This is a genomic window from Mycobacterium canetti CIPT 140010059 (assembly GCF_000253375.1).
GTDB classification, from domain to species: Bacteria; Actinomycetota; Actinomycetes; order Mycobacteriales; family Mycobacteriaceae; genus Mycobacterium; species Mycobacterium tuberculosis.
Window position 1 is genome coordinate 3,567,108 of sequence record NC_015848.1, and the last position, 17,306, is coordinate 3,584,413.

Genomic DNA, 17,306 nt, shown 5'->3' on the forward strand with positions numbered 1-17,306 from the left:
GGGCGTGGGACTGGAAGAACAGCTGCCCGGCGGGATCCTGCTGTCGACCGTCGAGAAGGTGGCGGGCTATGTCCGCAAAAACTCCCTGTGGCCGGCAACATTCGGATTGGCGTGCTGTGCGATCGAGATGATGGCGACCGCGGGACCAAGGTTTGACATTGCGCGGTTCGGGATGGAACGGTTCTCGGCCACGCCGCGGCAGGCAGATCTGATGATCGTGGCGGGCCGGGTCAGCCAGAAGATGGCGCCGGTACTGCGCCAGATCTATGACCAGATGGCGGAGCCGAAATGGGTTCTGGCCATGGGTGTGTGCGCCTCGTCAGGTGGGATGTTCAACAACTATGCGATCGTGCAGGGCGTGGATCATGTTGTTCCGGTCGACATCTACCTACCCGGCTGCCCGCCGCGCCCGGAGATGCTGCTGCACGCAATCCTGAAGCTGCACGAAAAGATTCAGCAGATGCCATTAGGTATCAACCGGGAACGCGCTATCGCCGAGGCCGAAGAGGCGGCGTTGTTGGCCCGGCCCACCATCGAGATGCGCGGACTGCTGCGATGAGCCCGCCGAACCAAGACGCCCAGGAAGGCCGCCCGGACTCCCCCACCGCGGAGGTGGTCGACGTTCGCCGCGGCATGTTCGGCGTCTCGGGCACCGGTGACACCTCCGGTTACGGACGGTTGGTGCGCCAAGTCGTCCTCCCTGGCAGCAGCCCCCGGCCCTACGGCGGCTACTTCGACGATATCGTCGACCGGCTGGCCGAGGCACTGCGGCACGAGCGCGTCGAATTCGAGGACGCCGTCGAGAAAGTCGTGGTCTACCGCGATGAACTGACCCTGCACGTCCGCCGGGATCTACTGCCGCGGGTCGCCCAGCGGCTGCGCGACGAACCCGAATTGCGATTCGAGCTGTGTCTTGGGGTGAGCGGGGTGCACTACCCGCACGAGACGGGTCGGGAGCTGCATGCCGTCTACCCGCTGCAGTCGATCACCCACAACCGTCGCCTCCGGTTGGAAGTGTCTGCGCCGGACAGTGATCCGCACATCCCTTCCCTGTTCGCGATCTATCCGACCAACGACTGGCACGAGCGGGAAACCTACGACTTCTTCGGGATCATCTTCGACGGCCATCCGGCCCTGACCCGGATCGAGATGCCCGATGACTGGCAGGGGCATCCGCAACGCAAGGACTACCCTCTCGGCGGCATCCCGGTCGAATACAAGGGCGCGCAGATACCCCCGCCCGACGAGCGGAGGGGCTACAACTGATGACGGCAATCGCCGACTCGGCTGGCGGCGCCGGCGAGACCGTCCTGGTCGCTGGCGGGCAGGACTGGCAGCAGGTCGTGGACGCCGCGCGCAGCGCGGATCCCGGTGAACGCATCGTCGTCAACATGGGGCCCCAGCACCCGTCTACCCACGGGGTGTTGCGGTTAATCCTGGAGATCGAGGGCGAAACAGTCGTCGAAGCCCGGTGCGGAATCGGCTACCTGCACACCGGAATCGAGAAGAACCTCGAATACCGGTACTGGACCCAGGGCGTCACCTTCGTGACCCGAATGGATTACCTGTCACCGTTTTTCAACGAAACCGCCTACTGCCTCGGCGTGGAGAAGCTGCTCGGCATCACCGATGAGATACCCGAGCGGGTCAACGTCATCCGCGTGCTGATGATGGAGCTCAACCGGATCTCGTCGCATTTGGTCGCATTGGCGACCGGGGGCATGGAATTGGGCGCCATGACTCCGATGTTCGTCGGCTTCCGGGCACGCGAGATCGTGCTCACGCTGTTCGAAAAGATCACCGGTTTGCGGATGAACAGCGCCTACATCCGACCCGGCGGCGTGGCGCAGGACTTACCGCCCAACGCGGCCACCGAAATCGCGGAAGCACTCAAGCAGTTGCGCCAACCACTGCGCGAAATGGGCGAGCTGCTCAACGAAAACGCCATCTGGAAGGCCCGCACCCAGGGCGTCGGATACCTGGATCTGACCGGATGCATGGCACTGGGCATCACCGGCCCGATACTGCGTTCCACTGGGTTGCCCCACGACCTGCGGAAAAGCGAGCCCTACTGCGGATACCAGCACTATGAATTCGATGTGATCACCGACGACAGCTGTGATGCCTACGGGCGCTACATGATTCGCGTCAAAGAGATGTGGGAGTCGATGAAGATCGTGGAGCAGTGTCTGGACAAGTTACGACCCGGCCCGACCATGATCTCCGATCGCAAGCTCGCCTGGCCGGCCGACCTGCAGGTGGGGCCCGACGGCCTGGGCAACTCACCCAAGCACATCGCCAAAATCATGGGCTCCTCGATGGAAGCGCTGATCCACCACTTCAAACTGGTCACCGAGGGCATCCGGGTGCCGGCGGGCCAGGTCTACGTCGCGGTGGAGTCCCCCCGTGGTGAGCTCGGCGTACACATGGTCAGCGACGGTGGCACCCGCCCCTACCGGGTGCACTACCGGGATCCCTCCTTCACCAACCTGCAGTCCGTCGCCGCGATGTGCGAAGGCGGGATGGTCGCCGATTTGATCGCGGCGGTCGCCAGCATTGACCCGGTCATGGGCGGGGTGGACCGGTGACACAGCCACCCGGTCAGCCGGTGTTCATCCGGCTCGGACCGCCACCGGACGAACCCAACCAGTTTGTCATCGAGGGCGCTCCGCGATCGTATCCGCCGGACGTACTGGCGCGGCTGGAGGTCGACGCCAAGGAGATCATCGGCCGCTATCCCGACAGGCGCTCGGCGCTGTTGCCGTTGCTGCACCTGGTGCAGGGCGAGGATTCCTACCTGACGCCGGCGGGTTTGCGGTTCTGCGCCGATCAACTCGGGCTGACCGGGGCCGAGGTGTCGGCGGTGGCCAGCTTCTACACCATGTACCGCCGGCGCCCCACCGGCGAGTACCTGGTGGGTGTGTGCACGAACACGCTGTGCGCCGTCATGGGCGGCGACGCCATCTTCGACCGCCTCAAAGAGCATCTCGGCGTCGGCCACGACGAAACCACCTCCGACGGTGTGGTCACCTTGCAACACATCGAATGCAACGCCGCCTGCGATTACGCACCGGTGGTGATGGTCAACTGGGAATTCTTCGACAACCAGACGCCGGAGTCCGCGCGCGAACTCGTCGACTCGCTGCGCTCCGACACACCGAAGGCGCCCACCCGCGGCGCGCCGCTGTGCGGCTTCCGGCAAACATCGCGCATCCTGGCGGGTCTACCCGACCAGCGTCCCGACGAAGGCCAGGGCGGTCCCGGCGCGCCCACCCTGGCCGGGCTGCAGGTGGCAAGGAAGAACGACATGCAGGCGCCACCAACCCCCGGAGCGGACGAATGACCACGCAGGCCACCCCGTTGACCCCGGTGATCAGCCGCCACTGGGACGACCCGGAGTCGTGGACCCTGGCCACTTATCAACGCCACGATCGCTATCGGGGCTATCAGGCGTTGCAGAAAGCCCTGACGATGCCGCCCGACGACGTGATCAGCATCGTCAAGGATTCCGGGTTACGCGGACGCGGCGGCGCGGGCTTTGCCACCGGGACCAAGTGGTCGTTCATCCCGCAGGGCGACACCGGCGCCGCGGCCAAGCCGCACTACCTGGTGGTCAACGCCGACGAGTCCGAACCCGGTACGTGCAAAGACATTCCGTTGATGCTGGCGACGCCACATGTGCTCATCGAAGGCGTCATCATCGCCGCCTACGCGATCCGCGCCCATCACGCGTTCGTCTACGTACGCGGTGAGGTGGTGCCGGTATTGCGCCGGCTGCACAACGCGGTGGCCGAGGCCTATGCCGCCGGCTTCCTAGGCCGCAACATCGGAGGTTCCGGATTCGATCTGGAGCTGGTGGTACACGCCGGCGCGGGCGCCTACATCTGCGGCGAGGAGACCGCCCTGCTCGACTCGCTGGAAGGCCGGCGCGGCCAGCCGCGGCTGCGGCCCCCCTTCCCCGCGGTGGCCGGTCTGTATGGCTGCCCGACCGTGATCAACAACGTCGAAACGATCGCCAGTGTCCCATCGATCATCCTGGGCGGCATCGACTGGTTCCGGTCGATGGGCAGCGAGAAATCGCCTGGCTTCACCCTGTATTCGCTGTCCGGCCACGTCACCCGCCCCGGCCAGTACGAGGCGCCGCTGGGCATTACGCTGCGCGAGTTGCTCGACTACGCAGGCGGGGTGCGCGCCGGGCACCGGCTGAAGTTCTGGACACCGGGCGGCTCGTCGACCCCGCTGCTCACCGACGAGCATCTGGATGTGCCGCTGGACTACGAGGGTGTGGGTGCGGCCGGCTCGATGCTGGGGACCAAGGCGCTGGAGATCTTCGACGAGACCACCTGCGTGGTGCGCGCGGTGCGCCGCTGGACCGAGTTCTACAAGCACGAATCGTGTGGGAAATGCACGCCGTGCCGGGAGGGCACCTTCTGGCTGGATAAGATCTACGAGCGGCTGGAAACCGGCCGGGGTAGCCATGAAGACATTGACAAACTGTTGGACATTTCCGATTCCATCTTGGGAAAGTCGTTCTGCGCGTTGGGCGACGGTGCCGCGAGTCCGGTGATGTCGTCGATCAAGCACTTCCGCGACGAGTACCTGGCCCACGTCGAAGGAGGCGGTTGCCCATTCGACCCCCGAGACTCCATGCTCGTCGCGAACGGAGTGGACGCGTGACCCAGGCGGCCGACACTGACATCCGGGTAGGCCAACCGGAGATGGTGACACTGACCATCGACGGCGTCGAAATCAGCGTCCCCAAGGGCACGTTGGTGATTCGCGCCGCCGAACTGATGGGAATCCAGATCCCACGATTCTGCGACCACCCGCTGCTGGAGCCCGTCGGCGCCTGCCGGCAATGCCTGGTCGAGGTCGAAGGGCAACGCAAGCCGCTGGCGTCGTGCACCACCGTGGCCACCGACGACATGGTGGTGCGCACCCAACTCACCTCCGAGATTGCCGACAAGGCCCAGCACGGTGTGATGGAACTGCTGCTGATCAACCATCCGCTGGATTGCCCGATGTGCGACAAGGGCGGTGAATGCCCGCTGCAAAACCAGGCAATGTCTAACGGCCGCACGGATTCTCGCTTCACCGAGGCCAAACGTACCTTCGCCAAACCGATCAACATCTCCGCGCAGGTGCTGCTGGACCGCGAACGTTGCATCCTGTGCGCCCGCTGCACCCGGTTCTCCGACCAGATCGCCGGCGATCCGTTCATCGATATGCAGGAGCGCGGCGCCCTGCAGCAGGTCGGTATCTACGCCGATGAACCGTTCGAGTCGTACTTCTCCGGCAACACGGTGCAGATCTGCCCGGTGGGGGCGCTAACGGGGACCGCCTACCGGTTCCGCGCGCGTCCGTTCGATTTGGTCTCCAGCCCCAGCGTCTGCGAGCACTGCGCGTCGGGCTGCGCGCAACGCACCGACCATCGCCGCGGCAAGGTGCTGCGGCGGCTGGCCGGTGACGACCCGGAAGTCAACGAGGAGTGGAACTGCGACAAGGGCCGGTGGGCCTTCACGTACGCGACCCAGCCGGACGTGATCACCACTCCCCTGATCCGCGACGGTGGGGACCCCAAGGGCGCGCTGGTGCCCACCTCGTGGTCGCACGCAATGGCGGTGGCCGCCCAGGGACTGGCGGCCGCGCGGGGCCGCACCGGGGTGCTGGTCGGCGGACGAGTGACCTGGGAGGACGCCTACGCGTACGCCAAGTTCGCGCGGATCACGTTGGGCACCAACGACATCGACTTCCGCGCCCGGCCGCACTCGGCCGAGGAGGCCGACTTCCTGGCGGCCCGCATCGCCGGGCGGCATATGGCGGTCAGCTATGCCGATTTGGAATCGGCTCCGGTGGTGCTGCTGGTGGGATTCGAGCCCGAAGACGAGTCGCCGATCGTGTTTCTGCGGTTACGCAAGGCCGCTCGCAGACACCGCGTCCCGGTGTACGCGATCGCCCCCTTTGCCACTGGTGGCCTGCACAAAATGTCGGGCCGGCTGATCAAAACCGTTCCTGGTGCCGAGCCCGCGGCGCTGGACGATCTGGCCACCGGTGCAGTGGGCGACCTGCTGGCCACCCCGGGTGCGGTCATCATGGTCGGGGAGCGCTTGGCCACGGTACCGGGCGGATTGTCGGCGGCCGCTCGGCTGGCCGATACGACCGGCGCCCGTTTGGCGTGGATGCCGCGGCGGGCGGGGGAACGCGGAGCGCTGGAAGCCGGCGCGTTGCCCACGCTGTTACCCGGTGGCCGCCCGCTGGCCGACGAGGTCGCCCGCGCGCAGGTGTGTGCGGCGTGGCATGTCGCCGAATTGCCTGCCGCGGCTGGACGGGACGCCGACGGCATCCTGGCCGCCGCTGCCGACGAGACGTTGGCTGCGCTGCTGGTCGGGGGTATCGAACCCGCGGACTTCGCCGACCCGGACGCCGTGCTGGCCGCGTTGGACGCCACCGGTTTCGTGGTCAGCCTGGAGCTGCGACACAGTGCGGTCACCGAACGCGCCGACGTGGTGTTCCCGGTCGCGCCGACGACCCAGAAAGCCGGCGCGTTCGTCAACTGGGAGGGTCGCTACCGTACATTCGAACCCGCGCTGCATGGCAGCACACTGCAAGCTGGCCAGTCGGATCACCGGGTGCTGGACGCGTTGGCCGACGACATGGGTGTCCATCTGGGCGTGCCCACCGTGGAGGCGGCCCGCGAGGAGCTGGCCGCGCTCGGTATCTGGGACGGCAAACACGCTGCCGGTCCCCACATCGCGGCCACCGGGCCGACCCAACCCGAAGCTGGTGAGGCGATCTTGACCGGGTGGCGGATGCTCCTCGACGAGGGCCGCCTGCAGGACGGCGAACCATATCTGGCCGGTACCGCGCGCACACCCGTGGTACGGCTGTCGCCGGATACGGCAGCCGAGATCGGCGCCGCCGATGGCGAGGCGGTCACGGTCAGCACGTCACGCGGCTCAATCACCTTGCCGTGCAGTGTCACCGACATGCCCGACCGCGTCGTGTGGCTTCCGCTGAACTCGGCGGGCTCGACGGTGCACCGACAGCTGAGGGTGACAATCGGCAGCATCGTGAAAATCGGAGCGGGCTCATGAGCGTCTCCCCTTGCCGCGAGCGCGCGTGTTCCCCCGCAAGCGGGAGGTGCCCCCAGTACGCCGACACACCGATTTTGATGTACCAGTGCGGACCCTCGCGCAAGGAGTGGCGGCCATGACCACGTTCGGCCACGACACCTGGTGGCTGGTGGCGGCCAAAGCGATCGCGGTATTCGTGTTCCTCATGCTGACGGTGCTGGTGGCGATCCTGGCCGAACGCAAGCTGCTGGGCCGGATGCAGTTGCGGCCCGGCCCCAACCGGGTTGGCCCAAAAGGAGCCCTGCAGAGCCTGGCTGACGGCATCAAGCTGGCGCTCAAAGAGAGCATCACTCCCGGTGGCATCGATCGATTCGTATATTTTGTGGCGCCGATCATTTCGGTGATTCCGGCATTCACCGCTTTCGCGTTCATCCCGTTTGGTCCCGAGGTGTCGGTGTTTGGCCACCGGACACCGTTGCAGATAACCGACCTTCCCGTCGCCGTGCTGTTCATCCTGGGACTGTCGGCGATCGGGGTATACGGCATCGTGCTGGGCGGTTGGGCGTCCGGGTCCACCTACCCGCTGCTGGGCGGGGTGCGCTCCACCGCGCAGGTCATCTCCTACGAGGTCGCGATGGGCCTGTCGTTCGCGACGGTGTTCCTTATGGCCGGCACCATGTCGACGTCGCAGATCGTGGCCGCACAAGACGGTGTCTGGTATGCCTTCCTGTTGTTGCCGTCATTCGTCATCTATCTCATTTCTATGGTGGGTGAAACCAACCGGGCGCCGTTCGATTTGCCCGAAGCCGAGGGCGAGCTGGTCGCGGGATTCCACACCGAGTACTCGTCGTTGAAGTTCGCGATGTTCATGCTCGCCGAGTACGTCAATATGACTACGGTTTCGGCACTGGCCGCGACCCTATTCTTCGGTGGCTGGCATGCTCCCTGGCCGCTGAACATGTGGGCGAGCGCCAACACCGGCTGGTGGCCACTGATCTGGTTCACCGCTAAAGTGTGGGGCTTTCTGTTCATCTATTTCTGGCTGCGGGCTACGCTGCCGCGGCTGCGCTACGACCAGTTCATGGCGCTGGGCTGGAAGTTATTGATCCCCGTCTCGCTGGTGTGGGTGATGGTCGCCGCGATCATCCGCTCACTACGCAACCAGGGCTACCAGTACTGGACCCCGACTCTGGTGTTTAGCAGCATTGTCGTTGCCGCTGCCATGGTGCTGTTGTTGCGAAAGCCGTTGAGCGCTCCCGGCGCTCGCGCATCGGCACGGCAACGCGGGGACGAAGGCACCAGCCCTGAACCGGCATTTCCGACACCACCGCTGCTAGCCGGTGCAACCAAGGAGAATGCAGGTGGCTAACACTGATCGTCCGGCTCTCCCCCACAAGCGGGCGGTACCCCCATCTCGGGCTGACTCCGGCCCGCGTCGTCGCCGGACTAAGTTACTGGACGCCGTAGCCGGATTCGGGGTAACGCTTGGTTCGATGTTCAAAAAGACGGTCACCGAGGAGTATCCGGAAAGGCCCGGTCCGGTAGCAGCGCGCTACCACGGCCGTCATCAGCTCAACCGGTATCCGGACGGCCTGGAGAAATGCATCGGCTGCGAGTTGTGCGCCTGGGCCTGCCCGGCCGACGCAATCTACGTCGAGGGCGCGGACAATACCGAAGAGGAGCGGTTTTCGCCGGGCGAACGCTACGGCCGGGTGTACCAGATTAACTATTTGCGTTGCATCGGTTGCGGTTTGTGCATCGAGGCGTGCCCGACGCGGGCGCTGACGATGACCAATGATTACGAACTGGCCGACGACAACCGCGCCGACCTGATCTACGAGAAGGACCGGCTGCTGGCCCCGCTGCTGCCCGAGATGGCCGCGCCGCCGCATCCGCGGGCGCCCGGTGCCACCGATAAGGACTACTACCTAGGCAATGTGACCGCCGAGGGCTTGCGGGGCGTGCGTGAGAGCCAGACCACCGGAGATTCCCGATGACCGCGGTGCTGGCTTCAGATGTCATCGTCCGCACCTCCACCGGGGAAGCGGTGATGTTCTGGGTGCTTGGTGCGCTGGCGCTGCTGGGCGCGGTCGGGGTTGTGCTGGCCGTCAACGCCGTGTACTCAGCGATGTTTCTGGCGATGACCATGATCATCCTGGCGGTGTTCTACATGGCCCAGGACGCGCTGTTTTTGGGTGTCGTCCAGGTGGTTGTCTACACCGGCGCGGTGATGATGCTGTTCCTGTTCGTGCTGATGCTGATCGGTGTGGACTCCGCGGAATCACTGAAGGAGACGCTGCGCGGGCAGCGGGTCGCCGCGGTGCTGACCGGTGTCGGGTTCGGCGTTCTCCTGATCAGCACCATCGGCCAGGTGGCGACCCGAGGTTTTGCCGGACTAACCGTCGCCAACGCCAACGGCAACGTCGAAGGCTTGGCCGCGCTGATTTTTTCCCGCTACCTGTGGGCGTTCGAGTTGACCAGTGCGCTGTTGATTACCGCCGCCGTCGGGGCGATGGTGCTAGCGCACCGGGAGCGTTTCGAGCGCCGCAAGACCCAGCGCGAACTCTCCCAGGAACGCTTCCGTCCCGGCGGGCACCCCACCCCGCTGCCCAACCCGGGTGTCTACGCGCGCCACAACGCGGTCGACGTTGCCGCCCTGCTCCCCGACGGTTCCTATTCCGAATTGTCGGTCCCCCGGATGCTGCGCACCCGCGGGGCCGACGGCCTGCAGACACCCTCGCCCGGAGCCGTCTCCGGCTCTTTAGAAGGCGGTGCATCATGAATCCGGCCAACTACCTTTATCTTTCGGTGCTGCTATTCACCATCGGAGCCTCCGGTGTGCTGCTGCGACGCAACGCGATCGTGATGTTCATGTGCGTCGAGCTCATGCTCAATGCCGTTAACCTGGCGTTCGTCACCTTCGCGCGCATGCATGGCCATCTCGACGCCCAGATGATCGCGTTCTTCACCATGGTGGTGGCCGCCTGCGAAGTGGTCGTCGGCCTGGCCATCATCATGACGATTTTCCGTACCCGCAAATCGGCGTCGGTCGACGACGCGAATCTACTCAAAGGCTGACGACGCCACCGTGACAACTTCCTTGGGGACTCACTACACCTGGCTGCTGGTGGCACTGCCACTGGCGGGTGCCGCAATCTTGCTGTTCGGCGGCAGACGCACCGATGCGTGGGGCCACCTGCTGGGCTGTGCCGCAGCGCTGGCGGCATTCGGGGTGGGCGCGATGCTGCTGGCCGACATGCTCGGTCGCGATGGGGTCGAGCGCGCGATCCATCAGCAGGTGTTCACCTGGATACCCGCCGGCGGACTCCAAGTCGACTTCGGGCTGCAGATCGATCAGTTGTCCATGTGCTTCGTGCTGCTGATCTCCGGGGTCGGATCGCTGATTCACATCTATTCGGTCGGCTACATGGCCGAGGACCCGGACCGGCGCAGGTTTTTCGGCTATCTCAACCTGTTTCTGGCCTCGATGCTGCTGCTGGTGGTCGCCGACAACTATGTGTTGCTGTACGTCGGCTGGGAGGGTGTGGGCCTGGCGTCGTATCTGTTGATCGGTTTCTGGTACCACAAGCCGTCGGCGGCCACCGCGGCCAAAAAGGCATTCGTGATGAACCGGGTTGGGGACGCCGGCCTAGCGGTGGGTATGTTCTTGACGTTTAGCACTTTCGGCACCCTGTCGTATGCCGGCGTGTTCGCCGGCGTACCCGCCGCAAGTCGCGCAGTGCTAACCGCGATCGGGTTGTTGATGCTGTTGGGGGCGTGCGCCAAGTCCGCGCAGGTTCCGCTGCAAGCCTGGCTTGGCGACGCGATGGAGGGCCCCACCCCGGTGTCCGCGCTGATCCACGCCGCCACCATGGTGACCGCCGGAGTGTATCTGATTGTGCGGTCGGGCCCGCTGTTCAACCTGGCGCCCACCGCCCAACTGGCGGTCGTCATCGTCGGCGCGGTGACGCTGCTGTTTGGGGCGATCATCGGCTGCGCCAAGGACGACATCAAACGTGCGCTGGCAGCCTCGACCATTAGCCAGATCGGCTACATGGTGCTGGCCGCGGGCCTGGGTCCGGCCGGCTACGCGTTTGCGATCATGCATCTGCTCACTCACGGTTTCTTCAAGGCCGGCCTATTCCTTGGGTCCGGCGCGGTGATTCACGCGATGCACGAAGAGCAGGACATGCGCCGTTACGGTGGTCTGCGCGCCGCCCTGCCGGTCACGTTCGCCACCTTCGGCCTGGCGTATCTGGCGATTATCGGGGTACCGCCGTTCGCGGGCTTCTTCTCCAAGGATGCGATCATCGAGGCCGCATTGGGCGCCGGCGGCATCCGGGGCTCGCTGCTGGGCGGTGCCGCGCTGCTGGGTGCGGGCGTCACCGCGTTCTACATGACGCGAGTGATGCTGATGACCTTCTTCGGCGAAAAGCGTTGGACGCCAGGCGCCCATCCGCACGAGGCACCGGCCGTGATGACCTGGCCGATGATCTTGCTCGCCGTCGGCTCGGTGTTCTCCGGTGGCCTGCTCGCGGTGGGTGGCACGTTGCGGCATTGGCTGCAGCCAGTTGTCGGATCTCATGAAGAGGCCACCCATGCGCTGCCGACCTGGTTCGCCACCACCCTGGCGCTCGGTGTGGTCGCCGTCGGTATCGCGGTGGCCTACCGGATGTACGGCACCGCGCCGATCCCGAGGGTTGCCCCGGTTCGGGTGTCGGCGCTGACCGCGGCCGCACGTGCGGACCTGTACGGCGATGCCTTCAACGAGGAGGTGTTCATGCGCCCTGGTGCGCAATTGACCAACGCGGTGGTCGCGGTGGACGACGCGGGTGTGGACGGCTCGGTTAACGCGCTGGCGACGCTCGTGAGCCAGACTTCGAATCGCCTGCGGCAAATGCAAACCGGCTTCGCCCGTAACTACGCGTTATCGATGCTGGTAGGAGCGGTGTTAGTGGCGGCGGCGCTGCTGGTGGTGCAGCTGTGGTGAATAACGTGCCGTGGCTGAGCGTGCTCTGGCTGGTGCCGCTGGCAGGTGCGGTGCTGATCATCCTGCTACCACCCGGTCGGCGCCGACTCGCCAAGTGGGCCGGTATGGTTGTCAGCGTCCTGACGTTGGCGGTGTCGATCGTCGTCGCGGCCGAATTCAAGCCCAGCGCCGAGCCGTATCAGTTCGTCGAAAAGCATTCCTGGATACCGGCGTTCGGCGCCGGCTATACCCTTGGTGTGGACGGCATCGCAGTGGTGCTGGTGTTGTTGACCACAGTGCTGATTCCGTTGCTGCTGGTGGCCGGCTGGAACGACGCAACCGATGCTGACGACCTGTCCCCCGCAAGCGGGAGGTACCCCCAGCGCCCGGCTCCGCCGCGCTTGCGATCGTCAGGTGGCGAACGCACCCGAGGCGTGCACGCCTACGTGGCATTGACGCTGGCCATCGAGTCGATGGTGCTGATGTCGGTGATCGCGCTGGACGTGCTGCTGTTCTACGTGTTCTTCGAGGCCATGCTGATCCCGATGTACTTCCTCATCGGAGGCTTCGGCCAGGGGGCCGGACGCTCGCGTGCCGCGGTGAAGTTCTTGCTGTACAACCTGTTTGGCGGGTTGATCATGCTGGCGGCGGTGATCGGGCTGTATGTGGTGACCGCACAGTACGATTCGGGCACCTTCGACTTCCGTGAGATCGTGGCCGGCGTGGCGGCGGGCCGCTACGGAGCGGACCCGGCGGTGTTCAAGGCGCTGTTCTTGGGCTTCATGTTCGCGTTCGCGATTAAGGCCCCGCTGTGGCCGTTCCATCGCTGGCTGCCGGACGCCGCCGTCGAGTCCACCCCAGCGACCGCGGTGCTGATGATGGCGGTGATGGACAAGGTCGGCACCTTCGGCATGCTGCGCTACTGCCTGCAGCTGTTTCCTGACCCGTCAACGTATTTCCGTCCGCTGATCGTGACGCTGGCCATCATCGGGGTGATCTACGGCGCGATCGTGGCGATCGGCCAAACCGACATGATGCGGCTGATCGCCTACACCTCGATCTCGCACTTCGGGTTCATCATCGCAGGCATCTTCGTCATGACCACCCAGGGCCAGAGCGGGTCGACGCTGTACATGCTCAACCACGGCCTGTCCACGGCGGCGGTGTTCCTGATCGCCGGTTTCTTGATAGCGCGGCGCGGCAGCCGATCGATCGCCGACTACGGCGGTGTCCAGAAGGTGGCGCCCATCCTGGCCGGCACGTTCATGGTCTCGGCCATGGCCACCGTATCGCTGCCCGGCCTAGCCCCGTTTATCAGCGAATTCCTGGTTCTGCTGGGCACTTTCAGCCGCTACTGGCTGGCGGCGGCGTTCGGCGTTACCGCACTGGTCCTCTCGGCCGTTTACATGCTGTGGCTCTACCAGCGGGTGATGACCGGTCCGGTAGCCGAAGGCAACGAACGCATAGGGGATCTGGTGGGCCGCGAGATGATCGTGGTGGCACCGTTGATCGCGCTGTTACTCGTGCTTGGGGTCTACCCCAAACCTGTGCTCGACATCATCAATCCGGCGGTCGAGAACACCATGACCACCATCGGCCAGCATGATCCCGCGCCCAGCGTGGCACACCCGGTTCCGGCCGTGGGCGCCTCCCGGACAGCCGAAGGACCGCACCCATGATCCTGCCCGCCCCGCACGTCGAGTACTTCCTGCTCGCTCCGATGCTCATCGTCTTTTCGGTTGCGGTCGCCGGTGTGCTGGCCGAGGCTTTCCTGCCGCGCCGGTGGCGCTATGGCGCCCAAGTGACGCTCGCCCTTGGCGGGTCGGCAGTGGCACTCATCGCGGTCATCGTGGTGGCCAGGTCGATTCACGGGTCGGGTCACGCCGCGGTGCTGGGGGCCATAGCCGTGGATCGAGCGACCCTGTTTCTGCAAGGCACCGTACTACTGGTCACGATCATGGCAGTCGTCTTCATGGCCGAACGCAGCGCCCGGGTGAGTCCGCAACGCCAGAACACCCTCGCTGTGGCGCGGCTCCCTGGACTCGATTCGTTTACCCCGCAGGCTTCCGCCGTGCCCGGCAGCGATGCTGAGCGCCAAGCGGAACGGGCGGGAGCCACCCAGACGGAACTTTTCCCGCTGGCGATGCTGTCCGTCGGCGGCATGATGGTGTTTCCCGCGTCCAACGACCTGTTGACGATGTTCGTCGCGCTGGAGGTGCTATCGCTGCCGCTGTACCTGATGTGTGGGCTGGCCCGGAATCGCCGCCTGCTGTCGCAGGAAGCCGCGATGAAGTACTTCCTGCTGGGCGCCTTCTCGTCGGCGTTCTTCCTCTACGGCGTCGCGTTGCTATACGGCGCGACCGGCACGCTGACCTTGCCGGGTATTCGGGATGCGTTGGCAGCGCGCACCGACGACTCAATGGCGTTGGCCGGCGTCGCGCTGCTCGCGGTCGGCCTACTATTCAAGGTCGGCGCGGTGCCATTCCACTCCTGGATTCCCGATGTGTACCAGGGCGCACCCACCCCGATCACCGGGTTCATGGCGGCCGCCACCAAGGTCGCGGCGTTCGGTGCGCTGCTCCGGGTGGTCTATGTCGCGCTGCCGCCGCTGCACGATCAGTGGCGCCCGGTGCTGTGGGCGATTGCCATCCTCACCATGACGGTGGGCACCGTCACCGCGGTAAACCAGACCAACGTCAAGCGTATGCTGGCCTATTCATCGGTCGCGCACGTCGGTTTCATACTTACCGGCGTGATCGCCGATAATCCGGCGGGTCTTTCCGCGACGTTGTTCTATCTGGTCGCCTACAGCTTCAGCACGATGGGTGCGTTTGCCATCGTGGGTCTGGTCCGAGGCGCCGACGGCTCAGCAGGTTCAGAGGATGCCGACCTGTCCCACTGGGCCGGGCTGGGACAGCGTTCACCTATCGTGGGCGTGATGCTGTCGATGTTTCTGCTGGCCTTCGCCGGCATCCCGTTGACCAGTGGATTCGTCAGCAAGTTCGCGGTGTTTAGGGCCGCCGCTTCCGCCGGCGCGGTGCCGCTGGTAATCGTCGGCGTGATCTCCAGCGGCGTCGCCGCCTACTTCTACGTGCGGGTGATCGTGAGCATGTTCTTCACCGAAGAATCCGGTGACACACCACACGTGGCGGCACCCGGCGTGCTGAGCAAGGCCGCCATTGCGGTATGCACGGTAGTCACCGTGGTGCTGGGGATCGCCCCGCAGCCGGTGCTCGACCTGGCCGACCAGGCCGCCCAGTTGCTGCGCTGAATCCGTTAGGGCTGACCGAAGAAGCCCGACTGGTCACTGCCCTGATTGAAGCCCCCCGAGCTGTGGTCACCCGTGTTCGCCACACCCGTGTTGAGGGTGCCCGAGTTCGCAATGCCTGTGGTCTGCAGGCCAGAGTTTGCGATGCCCACGGTGCCGGCACCCGAGTTATAGAAGCCGACGTTGAAGCCGCCGGAGTTGGTGTTATTGATGCCCGACTGAACGTCACCGTTGTTCCCATAGCCAGCCGAAACATTGCCCGTGTTAAAGAAGCCTGAGGAATTCATGCCGGTGTTGCCGAAGCCCGAGCTCGAAACGGATTGGTCGACCGAGCTTCCAAACCCGGTGTTCCGGTCGCCCGAGTCGAAACCGCCCGTATTGATGCTGCCCGAGTTCGCGAATCCCGTATTGATACTGCCCGCGTTTGCGAAGCCCACGTTTAGGGTGCCCGCGTTGCCAAAGCCCACACTTTGGTTGCCCGCATTGCCAACGCCCACGTTAAAGGAACCGCCGTTCCCGACGCCCATGTCTTCGTTGCCCGCGTTCCCGATGCCCATATTGAAGAAGCCGGCGTTTCCGAAGCCCGTGTTGGTGTCGCCGGCGTTTCCGAAGCCCGTGTTGATGTCGCCCGCGTTTCCAAAACCGAAGTTGTTGTTGCCCGAATTGAAGAAGCCCACGTTGTTGTTGCCAGAGTTGAAGAAGCCGATGTTGTTGTTACCCGAGTTCCCGAAACCTAGATTCCCGATGCCCGAGTTCAGCGCGCCAATGCCCACCAAGTTGTCGCCGGTGAGCCCAAAACCGATGTTGTTGTTGCCATTGTTCCCGAGGCCGAGGTTATTGTCGCCGTTGTTTCCGAAACCGATGTTGGAGGAGCCGATGTTTCCACTGCCCAAGTTGAAGGAACCGAGATTTCCGTCGCCGAAGTTGGTACTTCCGGTGTTTCCACTGCCCAGGTTCCCACTGCCAAAGTTTCCGTTGCCGAGGTTTCCAAAGCCTCGGTTTCCGCTGCCCAGATTGACATTGCCAACGTTTCCGCTGCCGAGATTGGTGTTGCCGATATTTCCGCTGCCCAAATTCGTGGCACCGTCATTTCCGCTGCCCACATTGGCGTTGCCGGAGTTTCCGCTACCTACGTTGGCGTTGCCGGAATTTCCGCTGCCCAGATTGTAGTCACCGGTGTTCCCGCCGCCCAGGTTCCCGACGCCGATGTTGCCGAGGCCGATCGCGGCGGCCAGCGCCGATGGCGCAGCTGGCAACGCCTGCTGCAGACCAATTGACCACGACGACAGCTGCGCCGCGGCCGCCGATGCCCCGCCGTGATAGCCCACCATCGCGGCCACATCGGCGGCCCACATCTGTTCATACATCGCCTCAGCGGCCGCGATCGCCGGCGCATTCTGCCCAAACAGATTCGACAACACCAACTGCACAAACGCATTACGGTTGGCCGCCACCAGCATCGGATGCACCGTCGCCGCCCGCGCCGCCTCAAACGCACTGGCCACCGCCTTGGCCTGAGCCGACGCGCCAGCGGCCCGCGCCGCCGCAGCAGCCAACCACCCCGCATACGGCGCCGCCGCCGCGGCCATCGCCGCCGCCGCCGCACCCTGCCAGGACTGACCCGCCAACCCCGAAGTCACCGACCCAAACGAGGACGCCGCCACCGCCAACTCCGCGGCCAAACCATCCCAAGCCACCGATGCCGCAAGCATCGGCGCAGACCCCGCACCGGTAAACATCCGCAACGAATTAATCTCCGGCGGCAACACCGAATAATTCATCAGCCCAGCCCCTTCCCCAGCGCGCGACGCCGATGACACAGGCGTTCGCGCACGCTACTCCACCCGTAAGAACAACTACTCCACCCGTAAGAACAAACTGTAGGGAAATCACGGCACCAATATCGGCGATTTGTCAAAACACTTGTACATTGCGAAAAATTCGGGCCCACCGATCGCCACCCTGGTCACCGCGACTCCTGCCACATTGCCGCCGC

General features: G+C 64.9%; 14 protein-coding genes. 13 read left to right on the forward strand and 1 reads right to left on the reverse strand.

What is annotated here, in order from left to right; translation table 11 throughout:
* Positions 1-4 precede the first annotated feature (4 nt).
* The 13 genes from MCAN_RS16635 to nuoN all read left to right on the forward strand — a co-directional run bounded on the left by MCAN_RS16635 (position 5) and on the right by nuoN (position 15,313).
* The gene (locus MCAN_RS16635) at positions 5-559 is read left to right on the forward strand and encodes a NuoB/complex I 20 kDa subunit family protein (RefSeq protein ID WP_003416420.1); all 555 of its coding nucleotides are present in this window, start codon (positions 5-7) and stop codon (positions 557-559) included.
* The gene (locus MCAN_RS16640) at positions 556-1,266 is read left to right on the forward strand and encodes an NADH-quinone oxidoreductase subunit C (protein ID WP_003416425.1); all 711 of its coding nucleotides are present in this window, start codon (positions 556-558) and stop codon (positions 1,264-1,266) included. Before MCAN_RS16635 ends, MCAN_RS16640 begins: the two co-directional genes overlap by 4 nt.
* Positions 1,266-2,588, forward strand: a complete 1,323-nt coding sequence (nuoD, locus tag MCAN_RS16645; RefSeq protein WP_003416430.1) for an NADH dehydrogenase (quinone) subunit D — start codon at positions 1,266-1,268, stop codon at positions 2,586-2,588. The genes MCAN_RS16640 and nuoD overlap by 1 nt, the downstream gene beginning before the upstream one ends.
* Complete coding sequence (gene nuoE, locus MCAN_RS16650) at positions 2,585-3,343, forward strand: NADH-quinone oxidoreductase subunit NuoE (RefSeq protein WP_014001594.1); 759 nt, start codon at positions 2,585-2,587, stop codon at positions 3,341-3,343. Before nuoD ends, nuoE begins: the two co-directional genes overlap by 4 nt.
* Positions 3,340-4,677, forward strand: a complete 1,338-nt coding sequence (gene nuoF, locus MCAN_RS16655; RefSeq protein WP_003416439.1) for an NADH-quinone oxidoreductase subunit NuoF — start codon at positions 3,340-3,342, stop codon at positions 4,675-4,677. Before nuoE ends, nuoF begins: the two co-directional genes overlap by 4 nt.
* Positions 4,674-7,094 carry an NADH-quinone oxidoreductase subunit G gene (locus tag MCAN_RS16660; RefSeq protein ID WP_014001595.1) on the forward strand — a complete coding sequence of 807 codons (2,421 nt, stop codon included), beginning with the start codon at positions 4,674-4,676 and terminating at the stop codon, positions 7,092-7,094. The genes nuoF and MCAN_RS16660 overlap by 4 nt, the downstream gene beginning before the upstream one ends.
* Before the next feature lie 115 nt (positions 7,095-7,209).
* Positions 7,210-8,442, forward strand: a complete 1,233-nt coding sequence (gene nuoH / locus MCAN_RS16665) for an NADH-quinone oxidoreductase subunit NuoH (RefSeq protein WP_003416445.1) — start codon at positions 7,210-7,212, stop codon at positions 8,440-8,442.
* On the forward strand, positions 8,435-9,070 hold the full coding sequence (nuoI, locus tag MCAN_RS16670) for an NADH-quinone oxidoreductase subunit NuoI (protein WP_014001596.1): 636 nt from the start codon (positions 8,435-8,437) through the stop codon (positions 9,068-9,070). The genes nuoH and nuoI overlap by 8 nt, the downstream gene beginning before the upstream one ends.
* Positions 9,067-9,855 carry an NADH-quinone oxidoreductase subunit J gene (locus MCAN_RS16675; protein WP_014001597.1) on the forward strand — a complete coding sequence of 263 codons (789 nt, stop codon included), beginning with the start codon at positions 9,067-9,069 and terminating at the stop codon, positions 9,853-9,855. Before nuoI ends, MCAN_RS16675 begins: the two co-directional genes overlap by 4 nt.
* Positions 9,852-10,151, forward strand: coding sequence for an NADH-quinone oxidoreductase subunit NuoK (gene nuoK / locus MCAN_RS16680; RefSeq protein ID WP_003416452.1), 300 nt, complete (start codon positions 9,852-9,854; stop codon positions 10,149-10,151). Before MCAN_RS16675 ends, nuoK begins: the two co-directional genes overlap by 4 nt.
* A 10-nt stretch (positions 10,152-10,161) precedes the next feature.
* On the forward strand, positions 10,162-12,063 hold the full coding sequence (nuoL, locus tag MCAN_RS16685; protein ID WP_014001598.1) for an NADH-quinone oxidoreductase subunit L: 1,902 nt from the start codon (positions 10,162-10,164) through the stop codon (positions 12,061-12,063).
* The gene (locus tag MCAN_RS16690) at positions 12,060-13,721 is read left to right on the forward strand and encodes an NADH-quinone oxidoreductase subunit M (protein ID WP_003416460.1); all 1,662 of its coding nucleotides are present in this window, start codon (positions 12,060-12,062) and stop codon (positions 13,719-13,721) included. The genes nuoL and MCAN_RS16690 overlap by 4 nt, the downstream gene beginning before the upstream one ends.
* Positions 13,718-15,313 (forward strand): NADH-quinone oxidoreductase subunit NuoN, encoded by a 1,596-nt coding sequence (gene nuoN / locus MCAN_RS16695; protein ID WP_003900644.1) that lies wholly within the window; start codon positions 13,718-13,720, stop codon positions 15,311-15,313. Before MCAN_RS16690 ends, nuoN begins: the two co-directional genes overlap by 4 nt.
* A 5-nt stretch (positions 15,314-15,318) precedes the next feature.
* Here nuoN and MCAN_RS16700 read toward each other — a convergent pair whose 3' ends face one another.
* A complete protein-coding gene (locus MCAN_RS16700; protein ID WP_014001599.1) occupies positions 15,319-17,091 on the reverse strand; it encodes a PPE family protein in 1,773 nt (590 codons plus the stop codon).
* Positions 17,092-17,306 lie beyond the last annotated feature (215 nt).